This window comes from Beduini massiliensis, from assembly GCF_000829905.1.
GTDB classification, from domain to species: domain Bacteria; phylum Bacillota_I; class Bacilli_A; order Erysipelotrichales; family Coprobacillaceae; genus Beduini; species Beduini massiliensis.
The window spans coordinates 252,209-265,747 of record NZ_CDPP01000003.1 but is presented as its reverse complement, the minus strand read 5'-3'; the positions used below and the strand labels follow the sequence as shown (position 1 = coordinate 265,747).

General features: G+C 36.4%; 15 protein-coding genes. 3 read left to right on the top strand and 12 right to left on the bottom strand.

The window, feature by feature from the left end; translation table 11 throughout:
- Window positions 1–6 precede the first annotated feature (6 nt).
- Window positions 7–876, bottom strand: a complete 870-nt coding sequence (locus BN1225_RS02975; RefSeq protein ID WP_041138325.1) for an NAD(P)-dependent oxidoreductase — start codon at window positions 874–876, stop codon at window positions 7–9.
- Window positions 877–1,014: 138 nt separating this feature from the next.
- Between BN1225_RS02975 and BN1225_RS02970 the strand changes: the two genes are divergently transcribed.
- The gene (locus tag BN1225_RS02970; protein ID WP_041138324.1) at window positions 1,015–1,488 is read left to right on the top strand and encodes a hypothetical protein; all 474 of its coding nucleotides are present in this window, start codon (window positions 1,015–1,017) and stop codon (window positions 1,486–1,488) included.
- A gap of 50 nt (window positions 1,489–1,538) precedes the next feature.
- Entirely contained in the window at window positions 1,539–2,033 is a 495-nt protein-coding gene (locus BN1225_RS02965) for a dCTP deaminase/dUTPase family protein (RefSeq protein ID WP_041138323.1), read from the top strand.
- Window positions 2,034–2,088: 55 nt separating this feature from the next.
- Here the strand turns inward: BN1225_RS02965 and BN1225_RS02960 are convergent, their stop codons facing one another.
- From BN1225_RS02960 to BN1225_RS02945, 4 genes are all read right to left on the bottom strand, one after another.
- Entirely contained in the window at window positions 2,089–2,949 is an 861-nt protein-coding gene (locus BN1225_RS02960) for an EamA family transporter (protein WP_041138322.1), read from the bottom strand.
- A 41-nt stretch (window positions 2,950–2,990) separates the two neighbouring features.
- Complete coding sequence (locus BN1225_RS02955) at window positions 2,991–3,500, bottom strand: flavin reductase family protein (protein WP_041138321.1); 510 nt, start codon at window positions 3,498–3,500, stop codon at window positions 2,991–2,993.
- Window positions 3,501–3,550: 50 nt separating this feature from the next.
- Window positions 3,551–4,879, bottom strand: a complete 1,329-nt coding sequence (locus BN1225_RS02950) for a citrate synthase (RefSeq protein ID WP_041138320.1) — start codon at window positions 4,877–4,879, stop codon at window positions 3,551–3,553.
- Between the two features lie 106 nt (window positions 4,880–4,985).
- On the bottom strand, window positions 4,986–5,621 hold the full coding sequence (locus tag BN1225_RS02945; protein ID WP_041138319.1) for an HAD family hydrolase: 636 nt from the start codon (window positions 5,619–5,621) through the stop codon (window positions 4,986–4,988).
- 94 nt (window positions 5,622–5,715) lie between these two features.
- Between BN1225_RS02945 and BN1225_RS02940 the strand changes: the two genes are divergently transcribed.
- A complete protein-coding gene (locus BN1225_RS02940; RefSeq protein WP_041138318.1) occupies window positions 5,716–6,921 on the top strand; it encodes an AI-2E family transporter in 1,206 nt (401 codons plus the stop codon).
- A gap of 86 nt (window positions 6,922–7,007) precedes the next feature.
- Here BN1225_RS02940 and BN1225_RS02935 read toward each other — a convergent pair whose 3' ends face one another.
- From BN1225_RS02935 to ftsY, 7 genes are all read right to left on the bottom strand, one after another.
- A complete protein-coding gene (locus BN1225_RS02935; protein WP_041138317.1) occupies window positions 7,008–7,577 on the bottom strand; it encodes a histidine phosphatase family protein in 570 nt (189 codons plus the stop codon).
- 92 nt (window positions 7,578–7,669) lie between these two features.
- A complete protein-coding gene (locus BN1225_RS02930) occupies window positions 7,670–9,205 on the bottom strand; it encodes a sulfatase family protein (protein ID WP_041138316.1) in 1,536 nt (511 codons plus the stop codon).
- 182 nt (window positions 9,206–9,387) lie between these two features.
- Window positions 9,388–9,765, bottom strand: coding sequence for a hypothetical protein (locus BN1225_RS02925; protein ID WP_041138315.1), 378 nt, complete (start codon window positions 9,763–9,765; stop codon window positions 9,388–9,390).
- 23 nt (window positions 9,766–9,788) lie between these two features.
- Complete coding sequence (locus BN1225_RS02920) at window positions 9,789–10,442, bottom strand: hypothetical protein (RefSeq protein WP_041138314.1); 654 nt, start codon at window positions 10,440–10,442, stop codon at window positions 9,789–9,791.
- 384 nt (window positions 10,443–10,826) lie between these two features.
- Window positions 10,827–12,221 carry a signal recognition particle protein gene (ffh, locus tag BN1225_RS02915; protein ID WP_041138313.1) on the bottom strand — a complete coding sequence of 465 codons (1,395 nt, stop codon included), beginning with the start codon at window positions 12,219–12,221 and terminating at the stop codon, window positions 10,827–10,829.
- Between the two features lie 9 nt (window positions 12,222–12,230).
- The gene (gene ylxM / locus BN1225_RS02910; protein WP_041138312.1) at window positions 12,231–12,557 is read right to left on the bottom strand and encodes a YlxM family DNA-binding protein; all 327 of its coding nucleotides are present in this window, start codon (window positions 12,555–12,557) and stop codon (window positions 12,231–12,233) included.
- A 1-nt stretch (window position 12,558) separates the two neighbouring features.
- Complete coding sequence (gene ftsY, locus BN1225_RS02905) at window positions 12,559–13,539, bottom strand: signal recognition particle-docking protein FtsY (protein WP_041138311.1); 981 nt, start codon at window positions 13,537–13,539, stop codon at window positions 12,559–12,561.

Genomic DNA, 13,539 nt, shown 5'->3' with positions numbered 1-13,539 from the left:
GTATCGTTAACGCTTTTCCTCATAATATTTAATTAGCGCCTGAGTCCCTAAATCACCCAAACCTTCATCTTCCAATGCCTGATACATGCTAAGGACAGCTTCCATGATTTGAAGATCAACATGTGCCAAATCAGCACCCTCTTTTGCAATCTTTAAATCCTTAATATAATGTTTGATGAAGAAGCCCGGAGCAAAATCCTCTTTTTGAATACGTGGTGCCATATTGCTCATCTGCCAGCTTCCCGCTGCCCCTGATGAAATACAATCCAACATATTTTGGATATTTAACCCATTAGCCCGAGCATATGTCATAGCTTCACATACGCCTGCAATCGCTCCGCCTAAAGCAATCTGATTTGCCATCTTTGTATGCTGTCCGTTTCCCGCTGTTCCGGTATAGTTTAATGTTGTCCCTAAAACAAATAGGATCGGCAGTACTTGCTGATAAGTGGCTTCATCTCCTCCTACCATGATGGACAGAGTTCCATTTTGTGCCCCCACATCACCGCCTGATACCGGTGCATCCAAAGCCGATATCCCCTTTTCTTTAGCCGCTTCATAAATCTTTCTGGCTAAAGCCGGTGAAGACGTAGTAAAATCAATAACGACAGCTCCGGTTTTCGCATGCGCTAAAATACCGTGATCGGCAAAATAAATTTCCTCTACATCTGCCGGGTATCCTACCATACTCATGATAATATCTTGATTTTCCACGCAACTGGCAACATCCTCATGCCACAACGCCCCTTCTTCAATAACGTCCTCCACTTTACTTTTAGTACGTGTGTAAATCGATACTTCATATCCTTTTTTCATCAGATTTCTGACCATCGATTTACCCATAACGCCAACGCCAATAAATGCTATTTTTTCCATATTCCCATCTCCTTAATTGTTATCATACTTCATTTTCTCAGATTCGTCATCAGAATTCATTATTTTTTCAAAGTATCAGAGTTATAGATGTGATTAAATAAAAAGTATGTTATAATGGATGCCATAGGTGGTGATGAAATGGGACTTAAAGAAGATATGCAAAGACGAAAAGAGCGTCGCGAAGCCATGCAGTATTTCCGCAGCAACAATGATGCTTTTCTTTCACCTGCACAGTATGCGATCGTCATTGTCAGTATTTTAGTAATCTCACTTATTTGTGGGTTTATCCAAGCGGCAATTACAACCGGAACAACATTTCGCTTTGGCGTCATTTATTTATTAAGTGCATATTTAATTGCCAAGGTAGCGAAAAAGACATCCTCGTATGTCAACCCTAAAGTACGCGTGATCTGCTATATCGGATATGCACTGTCAATTATCGCAACCCCGATCTTTGTGGTGGGGATAATGATTGGATTAAATTATTTGCCCGCCCTTTTGTTGAATCCGCAAATGTGGATACAGGCGTTGACTTCGATCTTACGTCCGGATATATTTGGCTGGATTTTCTATATTTTAGGGGCTGCCGAACTAACGGCGTTATTAAAATAAACTCACTGCTGTGAGTTTTTTGTATACTATAAGGAGGATTAGAGGACACTATGAAAAGAATTGCACAATTTCACAAAGTAAGCTTTGAACAATTTAAAAAAGGATGGGATTTAGGCGGCAACGTTGAAGAAATCTATCAGCAGATCAAACTGCCTAAGCGAGCTACAACCGGATCTGCCGGATATGATTTTTTTATGCCGATCACCGTTGAATTAAAACCACAGGAAACGATTAAAATTCCGACAGGCATCCGTGTGGAAATGAACGATGAATGGGTGTTAAAACTTTATCCACGCAGTGGCTTAGGGTTTAAATATCGTCTGCAGTTAAATAATACGGTGGGGATTATTGACAGTGACTATTTTTATTCAGATAATGAAGGACATATTTTTTCTAAAATTACCAATGATACCAATGAAGACAAAACGGTTGTTTTAAAACAAGGAGAAGGCTTCATGCAAGGAATCTTTATTGAGTATGGAATTACAATCGATGATGATGCCACTTCATTACGTAACGGTGGTTTTGGAAGTACTACAAAATAAATAGACCGCACTCACTAAAAAGCAGATCTGTCTGTAAAGGACTCCGATCTGTTTTTTATTTGATTAATAAAACGAATGTCCCGATAACGATCAAAACTAACCCTAAGAACGCTTTTTTAGTAAGTCTTTCTTTAAACACAAGATAAGCAAAACTAATACTGACCAAGATACTTAATTTATCAATAGGAATGACGATACTCGCTTGACCGATCTGTAAAGCTTTATAAAAACACAGCCACGATAATCCTGTCGTTATGCCCGACAAGATCAAATAACACCAGCTTCTACGATCAATCGCCTTTATTTCATGCTGCTTATGCTGCATAAAAACAATGAGCCATGCCATAATCAGCACAACAATCGTACGAATCGCCGTTCCCAGATTTGATTCTACGTTTTCAATTCCCACTTTTCCTAAAATAGAGGTAGTGCTGGCAAATATTGCCGATAATAAAGCATACCCTAGCCAAGCCTTACTTTTTACAATCTGTGACGTTTCCTTTTTTTGAATCATCAGGGCAGTACCTGCTCCCATAAAGAGAATCCCAAAGACCATGGATAATGTCAGGGGTTCTTTTAAAAAGATAAAAGCCAAAACCATGGTCAAGATTGTACTGGATTTATCAATCGGAACGACTTTATTAATATCACCCAGCTGCAAAGCTTTGAAATAGCAGATCCAAGAAGCACCTGTGGTTAAGCCGGATAGTATTAAAAAGAATAATGAGGTCAAAGAAAGGGTATGGATTGCAGAGAATGACCCCACGACAAAGACCATCAGCCAGCTAAAGATTAAAACAATGATCGTTCTTAGTGCTGTCGCTAAAGAGGAATCTACTTTTTGGACTCCAACTTTCACTAAAACAGAAGTGATTCCCGCAAAAAATGCAGAGAGTAACGCTATAATAACTGACATATTCTGCCTCCTTTTTCTAGTATGCAATAAAAAAAGAGAAACTAATCTCTTTTTAAAACATCGATGATCTCGGCAATATAAAGATCATGGTAATCTTTTTGCGGATAATTCAATTCATCGATTTCTTTATCCAAAAATCCTTCAGGCACGATCGGTGCACGATACAGCTTTTTACAAATCAACACTAATTTTGCTTCCGCAAAGTAAGTCGTATCCTCCGTAAACTGTGGTGTGATTCCGGCTTTTTGAATCTTATCTTCATCTTTTCCGGATACTCTGCCTAAATAACCTAACTGTGCTTTATAATCTTCATCAAACACACAAAGGGAAAAGGTTTCCTTTTCATCAAGGAATTGTTTAGTATAACGCTGTGGTCGAATATAAATGGTAGCCACCGGCTTATTCCAGTTGATTCCTAGTCCGCCCCATGAAGCCGTCATTGTGTTATAACCACTTTTTTCATTTCCGGCTGTTACCAGCATCCATTCTTTACCAATCATTGTAAATGGGTTGCATGTTAATTCTTCTACTGCTATCTTTTTAAAACTCATTTTATCACCTTCCATTTATCCTATTCTGATTTCATCTAAATGATACCACATTAACGCTTGGATAGGTCGATATATTTTTTTATTTTTCCTACATACTGTGTAGCCGGACGAATGATGCGATCGGCATACAGTTTATTTTCTATATTGTGTGCTAACCAGCCGACACTGCGGCTGACCACAAAAAGCAATGGATAAAGATCCGTTGGGATTCCCAGCATATCATAGACCAGTCCGCTGTAAAAATCAAAATTACTGCAAACCTGTGTTCCCTTGATTTCTTTGATTGTTTCTGATGCAATCCTATCAAATAAACGATAAAAGCGATATTCTTCTGTGCGTCCTTTTTCAATCGCTAATTTTTCACATTCTCTTGCCATCAATTCACTTCTTGGATCACTTAAAGTATAGATAGCATGCCCCATGCCGTACACTAAACCGGAATGATCGTTTGCTTCTTTATTTAAAATCTTGATGACCATATTTCGAATCATGTCACAATCTTCTGTCATACCGATTTCTTTCATCACTTCCAGCATCATCTTTCTGGCAGCTAGATTCGCCCCGCCATGACGAGGACCTTTCAATGAACCGACTGAACCGGCAAAAGCGGAATAGATATCTGTCCCTGTAGAACTGATGACGACATTTGTAAAAGTAGAATTGTTTCCCCCGCCATGATCGGCATGCAGAACCAATAAAGTATCCAAGACACTTGCCTCATTTTCACTAAAAGTCTGATCCGGTCTTAATAAATATAAAATATTTTCGGCAATGCTGTAGTCTTCTTTAATATGATGAATATATAAGCTCTGATGATCAAAATGATGTACCTTAACATGATAATCATAAATGGTAATGCTCATTAAACGAGCCAGCAAATTCAGCCCCTGCTCTAAAGTATTGAATGGACTGACATCGTCTGCCTTCTCATCGTAAGCATAGAGGGCTAATATATCTTGCTGCAGTTTATTCATTAAATTAGCCGCCGGATGACGCAAGATCTGTGACTGCAAAAAATCTTCCGGCAAATGGTAACGCAGACGTAGCTGCTGAGTAAAGGCATCCAGTTCCTGTGTGTTTGGCAGATACCCAAATAAGATCAAAAAACAGACCTCTTCATAAATCAAGCGACTGCCTTTATGATCGATAATATCTTTAATACTGATCCCACGATAATAAAGATCCCCGATACTGTCTGTTTTTACCCCCTCAACCATAGTATAACCGACAACATCGGCTATCGTGGTTAATCCCACTAACACTCCGGTACCATCTTCATTACGTAATCCTTTTTTTACGTCATAGTCTTTATAAAGCTGATTTTTTATATCATTATGAAGCAATGCTTTATTAAAAAAAGTACTGATTGACTTTTCCATATCCTCACCTCTTTTGAGATAGTATAACATCAATCAGTAAAAAATAAAATATTTTTAGTATTTTTTAAATATTTATCAAATATAATTGTACAATTTCAAAAACAATCTAACAAAATTCATTCCAATCGCTAATATATCGATCTGCTAACTGTAAAATTTGCTGACGGTGATCCAATTCATCATCATCTTCAATTGCATATACACAATAACCGTTTTTCTTCAATGTTTCAATCGCATGCAAAGCATCTTCAAATACAACGACTTCTTGTTTATCTAACTGCATCAGCTTACAGGCAATGTCATAAATCACGGCTTCTTCTTTTTTATTTGTGTTGTACTCACTGGTCGTGATGATATGATCCATTAACTCCGTAATCCCCAAACGATTCAAACATCCTAAAATAAATTCTTTTTCACTGGCTGTCGCAATCGTCATTTTAATGCCGGCTTCATGAAATTCTTTTAATTTTTCCAGCACTCCTGCTTTTGCCTTTACTAAATGGTCATATTTTTCTTTTACTTTTACACTCACACGTTCTATCATTTCATCACGAGTATAAGGTAATTGAAATCGTTCAATGATAAAGTCGTTCGCTTCCTCCAAAGAAAAAGAACGCATTTCTAAGTAAAGTGTGTCAACATCCGGTAATTCCAGTTCTTCGAAAATCTCAACTGTCGAACTTTTCCATACCCATTGCGAATCTAATAATGTACCATCTAAATCAAAAATATATCCCTTCATTCTTGTCTCCTTTATCTAATGATAATATAATGAAATAAATTGAATTAGTCAATAAAAAATGGTACTATGGAAAAACTAGAGGGGGAGGAATAAAATGAATAACCAAACGATCAAAAAAATCATTAAGCCATGGGTCATTCTGGTAACATTTACCATTATTCTAGCGGCTGTCATCTTTAATTTTACATCTGTCTTAAATAAAGTGTGGTATTGGATCATGTTGTTTAAGCCGCTGTATTATGGAATTGCAATCGCCTATGTCTTAAATCTGCCGATGAAAAAAATTCAGCAGTTCATTATGACACATACAAAAGAGAACTCTTTTATTCATAAACGTTCAAGAGGCATTGCGGTCATTTTAACTTTAGTATTTGCTTTTATCATCTGTGCGTTAATTGTCAGTGTCATTATTCCAAAATTAATCGACAGCTTTGGCATGCTGTTTAATAACTTCAGTATCTATTTACAGCATACCGTTACCTATATCAATGAAGTATTGGAGTATTTCCATATCGATTATGATGCATCTAAATCACAGATTGTCCAATATCTTAATACATTAAGATGGGATGATATTTTAAAAAACGGTGCTAAATGGCTGGGGGTTGGAGCAAGCAGTGTCATCAATACATCGGTTAACTTCATCGGTTCATTTGGAACTTGGTTTACTGCTTTCATGATCAGCTTATACCTATTAAATTCAAAAGAAGAATATATTATTCAATTAAAAAAGGTGATCGTTGCTATTTTTAGAGATCGTCCGGCACAATATATTTTCCGTATCGGTAAAAAAGCGAATGCGATCTTTGCCGGTTTTATCGGCGGACAATTGGTAGAAGCTGTGATTTTAGGAGTGCTTTGCTATATTGGGATGTTAATCTTCCGTTTTCCATTCCCGGAACTTATTTCTGCCATTGTTGCCCTGACGAGCCTAGTGCCAATGTTTGGGGCTATGTTTGGAATGGCTTTTGGATGTTTGCTGATCTTTGCAATTAATCCCATACAATCGATCTGGTTCATTGTTTATTTTCAGATCTTACAGCAGTTTGAAGGAAATGTGATTTATCCTCGTGTTGTGGGTGGATCGGTAGGCATTTCCGGTATCTATGTATTACTTTCGTTAATTATCTTTGGTGGACTGTTCGGGCTCATCGGAATGTTAGTGGCTGTTCCGCTAACTGCCTTGCTTTATTCAATGGTGAGTGAATTTGTTCATAGTCAGCTGCAAAAGAAACGTGCGTACGTGGATGAAAATGATTATTATATTTTACCGGAAGAAGCAACAGATTCAGAGAAATAAATTTTATCATCATATAATAGCTTAAAATGGATATCAAAGTAAGATATCCATTTTTATTTATCATGATATATCCCTACATGCTTTGTCTAGCCGCAAAATACATCGATTCGCTTTATGTCCAGTAATTTAGTACCATCAAATGTCAATTGAACAATCCAAGGCATCAGTGATTGAATCTTTTCAAATTCTTTATAACCAAAGGAAGGATCATAATAATGAATGACCGTACTTAACGCGGTGCCATGACTGCCAATCACAATATTCTGATCAGGATAAGACTCTAACACCATCGTTAATGCCTTTATGTTTCTTTCCTGAACCTCTTTAAGAGACTCTCCATCCTTTAATTTATAAGTAAAATCTTCCCATTGTTTCCTGCTGAAGGCATTGAAATCTTCAATCCATCCGTTATCCACTTTTCTTTCTCTGAAATCTGCCACTATTTTTATTGTTAAATCATGCTGATCGGCAAAATCTTTTATCGTATCTACGGCTCGCTTATAAGGACTGGATAAAGCCACATCAATGTGCTTATCCGCTAAAAATTCACTGACCCGCTTTCTGTCCTGCCATCCCTTTTGGCTTAGTTCCCTTTGCTGATCATTATGATTGGCATAATTAGGTTCAGCGTGTCTTATAAAATAGACCGTTGTCATCTCACTTTCTCCTCCATATCTCCCGTTAAAGGATCATTAAATATTTTGATATCTATCCATTGTATTTAAAATTGATGTCTTGCTATGCTAAATCATCGTTCATCTCGATGATAAGGCACCTGATCACAGGTTTCAATCATAAAGTTTAATAATTCTTCTTTCATTTCCGCAATGATTTCTTGATATTGTTCTTCTTTAATCTGATTATTGAGTTCTAAAGGATCAAGTTTTAGATCATAAAATTCATCTGACTCATATAAACGTTTGACATACTTATACTGTCGGCTGCGAATCATGACTGCTTTAGTATGCTGTGGCATTTTCATTTGTTCGCTGGTTCTCGGCCAATAAAGATGATCTTTAGGATGTCCGCCATCCATACAATGAGTTTCGTCTTCTCTGCGCCCACCTTCACAATGCACATAACGGCGATGTTCTTTGATAGCAGCAAAGTGCGAACAAAGGGATTTCCCAAACTGTGGATAAGATAAGGGCAAAGCTGTTATTTCGCTGATGGTTTGGGGAATATCCACAAGTTCAACTAAAGCAGAACGAATTCCCGGTTTTACAGTCATTGATTTAGGAGGCTTTATAATTAAAGGGACTTTTGTTAAAACATCTTCAAAGGTATTCTGATTGATTTCTGCAATCCCATAATCTCCCGCGTAATCCCCATGATCACTAAATAAGAATACCGCCGTATCATCATACATCTCTTTTTGCTTGAACGCTTCTATGACTTTACCGAAATTGTAATCAACATGATGCACCATCGCCAGATATGTTTTCTTGATTGCAAGCAGATCTTTTTCCGACCATTGATATAGCTGATAATTTTCACGCATTCCTTGCATGATGCTCGGTTTTTGTTTAGCTCGTGACGATGTCAGTGTCACCACTGGTGATAGTTTCGCTTGATCAATGCATGCATCATCCTCTTTTGTACAAGCATAATATGGATGCGGTAAGGTCAATGCCAAATACATGCATAAAGGAGCATCCCCATCATAGTTTTTCAAATACTCAATGGCATCCCTGATTTGAGCATCTTCTGCCCCCATAAACCCAACCGCAAAAGGATTGGCATCATCAACGATTCCCTGATAAAAACTATAATAATGCTTTTTGTTCAATCGATGACGGCTAGCCTCTTTCGTATTAGCAGCTTCGATTGCCATCTGCTGTGTTACTCCCTGTAAAATGGGGCGATACCCTTTTTTCATCGGGACACCTTGAGCAATACAATTCAATTCACTATAAGCATCACTGCGATCATCACAATACAAAGATAAGTCCACTTCCTCTTTAAAAACATCATTCTTACCTCCAAAATAAACATGGTAGCCATTCTTCTTTAATTCTTTTAACAGATTATCATCGTGAGCAGACATTAAATGATGCATCGTTCGAAAGCCATTCACATGCGGATATTGACCGGATAAAAAACTGCATCGGCTGGGAACACAAACTGGATTTTGACAAAATGCATTGGAAAAAGAAACAGCATCATTATTCACTAACCTGTCGATATTAGGTGTAACAGATGCCTCGTTTCCTAAATGATGAACAGCTTCACTGCGAAAATGATCACTGACAAATAATAATAAATTAGGTCGCTTGTTTTCCATTATTTTTCCTCCTTGATACCTAATCACATTCCACTTAACATAATCTTATTTTCATTAGTCTATCTTTATTTGAAAATTATTTCAATTTATTTTCATAATATCGATATTTTTATCAATTAAATAAGCTGTCTAATTAAAAAAGGTAATCGTCATAATGCTTCGATCACCTCTTTATTTATTATTTAGACATTTTTTCTTTTTTTATAGATATTAATTAGGCAAAAAGAAGTAATAATCACATATCCATCCAGCCAATAATATGTGTAAGCAATCTTTAAAAAGAAAATTGAAACAACTAAGATTATCATCATGCCACTTAACATGAGTGGGAATAATAAATTGGACCCCCGATCGTTACTTTCTATTTTATGACAAATGACAATAGCCAAAATGGGGAATACAAATTGGATGAAGACTTTGACCATGTAGTATATTTGAAAATATTCGCTGAACAGTGTGGTTTTTGCCAACTTACTATGATCATAATAATTAAATAGACCTAAACAAAACAGTAAGCCAAAGGCAATAATAGAATATAAAATTTTCTTCTTTTTATCCATTTTATCTTCCTCCTATAGACACACTAATTTACTACTGTATCATCGACTGTAAAACTCCATGTCATTGATGCAGAGTTTCTACCTAATGTAACCGTATATTTAGAGCCATATACTGCCATTAATTTTGAACTCGTATGAAAGCCAGTATTATAATTAAAAGATGTTCCAGTTGGATTAAAAGAAATATACTGTTTATCAAAACCACTAGTTTGTCCACATTCTACAAGTTGCCCCCAACATCTAACTGATGGTTCTTTTAAAACATAAAAACCATCAACACCCGTAACAGCTACTAAATTACCATTAAAAAATAAATGCGAGTTTATTTCAGCATATGCACTATAGCTAGAATCATTACCACCAACACCTCTTACATTCGGATTTATTGGTTCATCAGTTTCTTTATCAAAATAAACAGTCACACTAGTTTTCTTAATAATTTCAACCTGCCCGTCCGGATGATCAATAACCTGTGTTATTTCAGTTACTGGTGTCATAATATTAACTGCTTCATTGTTATTGTTTTCAAATTTAATTACTTTATCATTAGTTTCAATTTGAGTTTTAACTTCAGATATTTCATCAAGAGAATCACCGCCATTTGTAGCATTAACTGGGGCTAAAGTCAATAATACAAACAAGGAAAAAACAACATAAATCTTTAATTTTGATAGCATAGTAATCACCTTTACAACAATGTTGTATCCTTTCTTTAATTAAAGAATATCACTAATTTTAGTAAACAACGAAGAATTTCTAAATATAAAATAAAATTGTAATATGTTTCTATTTATGATATAATTTAGTAAATTTAATAAATAAAGGTTATTATAATATATAGATAATTATGTTTTTTATGAAAAAATTTTTTCTAATCCAGTAAAATATTTAGTTAGAACACATTTGTATTAATTTAAAACATATATTTAAGATGCATTTATTTTTCACCAAAACAAATAGTAACCTCAACACCTATATATACTTAAAATTGAAATAATTCTGTTTAACTAAAAAGATTAAATAAGATGCCTGCTCTCATTTAATCCTTTTTAGTTACTATATTAACGTTTTTTCTTCTTTTTATGACGTTCTTTTTTACGATTAGGCTGTACGACAGCCGATTTTTTTGGTTTTCCGCTCATCATTCCCGTCATTGGATTCATACGGGTCATGTTTTCCATCATCGCTTTAGACTGTTCAAACTTCTTTAACAGACGATTGATATCGGCAACCTGCATTCCACAACCGCTGGCAATACGAAGCTTACGTCTTGCATTCAGCACAGATGGATCACGGCGTTCTTCTTTAGTCATTGAATTGATGATAGCTTCGGTTTTGACCATTTCTTTTTTAGCATCTTCGTCATTCACATTGGGAATTGCACCGTTCATTCCCGGAATCATCTTTAATATTCCGGAAATCGGTCCCAGTTTTTGAACCTGTTTCAATTGATCAAGCATATCATCTAGTCCAAACTGTCCTGACGTTAAACGATCCAATGATTTTTTAGCACTTTTTTCATCGATGACATCCTGTGCTTTTTCAATCAACGACATGACATCTCCCATACCTAAGATACGGTCAGCCATACGTTCTGGATAGAATAAGTCTAAAGCATCTAATTTTTCACCGGTCCCGATAAATTTAATAGGTACCTGAGTAATATGACGAATAGATAAGGCACCCCCACCACGGGCATCTCCATCTAACTTTGTTAAGACAGCCCCGGTAATGGATAATTTTTCATTGAAGCTGCTTGCCACATTCACGATATCCTGTCCGGTCAAGGCATCAACAACTAACAAGATTTCATCCGGATGAGCTATTTGCTTAATGTGAAGCAATTCATCCATCAGTAATTCATCGATATGTAAACGTCCGGCAGTATCGATCAAAATCACATCATGGTTATTTTCTTTTGCATACTCCATAGCTTCGCTGACGATCTGTTCCGGTTTTACGTCTGTCCCCTTAGAAAAGACAGGGACATCTAATGAACGTCCTAAGGTTTCCAACTGATCGATTGCGGCTGGACGATAAATATCGGCGGCAACTAATAGCGGGCTTTTCTTATATTTTTTACGAATCAGATTGGCAATCTTACCACCGGTTGTCGTTTTCCCAGCTCCTTGAAGTCCGACCATCATAATGACAGTTGGTTTCTTAGTAAAATTGATTTCCGATACTTCTGTTCCTAATAATGCAACTAATTCATCATGTACGATTTTAACGACCATTTGTCCCGGTGTTAAAGATCCCATGACATCTTGTCCCAACGCTTTTTCTTTTACGTTTTGGATAAAGCTTTTAACAACTTTAAAGTTAACATCGGCTTCTAATAATGCTAGGCGAATCTCGCGAAGCATCTCATCCATATTTTCTTCTGTTAATGAACTTTGACCGCGAATTTTCTTGATGGAACTTTGCAAACGTTCCGATAATGATTCAAATGCCATAATAGCCTCCTAAATATTTTTGATTTTTTCCAGATAAGTATAAAGCTTATCATGATCTTCTGCTTCGAATGCTTCGATCTGGTCAATTAATTGTAATCTTTTTTGATGTTTTTCCAATAATCCTAATTTTTTTTCATATCCTTCTAATAAAGCAATCGCTCTTTTAAGATTATCATACACCGCATTACGTGAGACTTCCATTTCATCGGCAATTTCCGCTAAAGAAAGGTCTTCATCATAATACAGAGTCAAATAGCTTAACTGCTTATCGGTCAACAGTTGACCATACATATCCATTAATAAATTGACACGCTGTGTTTTTTCTAATGAGTCCATTTTATTCTCCCATCAGATTCTTGCATAAGCCATATACATACTGTTCGAGATCAAATGCCTGCAGATCATCCATTTTTTCTCCCAGACCAATAAATTTAACAGGAATATTTAAGGCATCTTTAATCGAAAGGACGATTCCTCCTTTGGCGGTTCCATCCATTTTCGTTAAAACGATACCGGTGATTTCTGTAATTTTAGCGAATTCCGTTGCCTGCGATACCCCGTTTTGTCCGGTTGTTGCATCGACGACTAATAAAGTTTCATGCGGTCCATCGGGAATTTCACGTTTGATAATACGATTCATTTTTTCTAATTCGTTCATTAGATTAACCTTATTTTGCAAACGTCCGGCAGTATCAATGATCAGTACATCTGCCTTTTTTTCTTTGGCTTGCTTGATTCCATCAAACACCGCCGCGGAAGGATCTCCGCCCTCTTTGCCTTCAATGATTTCCACATCCAAACGTCTTGCCCATTCGGCTAACTGATCGATCGCTCCGGCTCTGAACGTATCGCCAGCCACCAACATAACATGTCGTCCTTCATCTTTCATTCGATGTGCCAATTTAGCAATCGTTGTCGTTTTCCCGGCACCATTGACTCCGACCATTAAGATCACGGTTAAAGCATTTTCCTGATAATTAATCGTATTGGTCATCACACTGTCATTTGCATAAATAACAAACATCTTATCAATGATGATCTCATTGATATCTTTAGGATCGGTAATACCTTGTAAGCGAACTTCTTTTTTGATTTCATCTACAATTTTCATGACCATATTGACCCCAACATCACTCATGATCAAAATGTTTTCTAATTCTTCAAAATAATCATCATCTATTTCTCTGAAACGTGCTGCTAACTGATTGATACGGTCTGAAAAACTGGCATTCGATTTATCTAACCCGGCAACATATTTTTCATTTTGCTTGGCTGATTTTCCAACGATCTTCTCTTTTACTTTACTAAAAAATCCCAT

Excerpts from the sequence above, each read along its gene's own strand:
- BN1225_RS02970 (WP_041138324.1), top strand. The coding sequence starts at position 1,015 with ATGGGACTTAAAGAAGATATGCAAAGACGAAAAGAGCGTCGCGAAGCC.
- ftsY (WP_041138311.1), bottom strand. The coding sequence starts at position 13,539 with ATGGGATTTTTTAGTAAAGTAAAAGAGAAGATCGTTGGAAAATCAGCC.
- BN1225_RS02960 (WP_041138322.1), bottom strand. The coding sequence starts at position 2,949 with ATGTCAGTTATTATAGCGTTACTCTCTGCATTTTTTGCGGGAATCACT.
- BN1225_RS02955 (WP_041138321.1), bottom strand. The coding sequence starts at position 3,500 with ATGAGTTTTAAAAAGATAGCAGTAGAAGAATTAACATGCAACCCATTT.
- BN1225_RS02965 (WP_041138323.1), top strand. The coding sequence starts at position 1,539 with ATGAAAAGAATTGCACAATTTCACAAAGTAAGCTTTGAACAATTTAAA.
- BN1225_RS02940 (WP_041138318.1), top strand. The coding sequence starts at position 5,716 with ATGAATAACCAAACGATCAAAAAAATCATTAAGCCATGGGTCATTCTG.
- BN1225_RS02975 (WP_041138325.1), bottom strand. The coding sequence starts at position 876 with ATGGAAAAAATAGCATTTATTGGCGTTGGCGTTATGGGTAAATCGATG.
- BN1225_RS02950 (WP_041138320.1), bottom strand. The coding sequence starts at position 4,879 with ATGGAAAAGTCAATCAGTACTTTTTTTAATAAAGCATTGCTTCATAAT.
- BN1225_RS02930 (WP_041138316.1), bottom strand. The coding sequence starts at position 9,205 with ATGGAAAACAAGCGACCTAATTTATTATTATTTGTCAGTGATCATTTT.
- ffh (WP_041138313.1), bottom strand. The coding sequence starts at position 12,221 with ATGGCATTTGAATCATTATCGGAACGTTTGCAAAGTTCCATCAAGAAA.
- ylxM (WP_041138312.1), bottom strand. The coding sequence starts at position 12,557 with ATGGACTCATTAGAAAAAACACAGCGTGTCAATTTATTAATGGATATG.
- BN1225_RS02945 (WP_041138319.1), bottom strand. The coding sequence starts at position 5,621 with ATGAAGGGATATATTTTTGATTTAGATGGTACATTATTAGATTCGCAA.
- BN1225_RS02920 (WP_041138314.1), bottom strand. The coding sequence starts at position 10,442 with ATGCTATCAAAATTAAAGATTTATGTTGTTTTTTCCTTGTTTGTATTA.
- BN1225_RS02935 (WP_041138317.1), bottom strand. The coding sequence starts at position 7,577 with ATGACAACGGTCTATTTTATAAGACACGCTGAACCTAATTATGCCAAT.
- BN1225_RS02925 (WP_041138315.1), bottom strand. The coding sequence starts at position 9,765 with ATGGATAAAAAGAAGAAAATTTTATATTCTATTATTGCCTTTGGCTTA.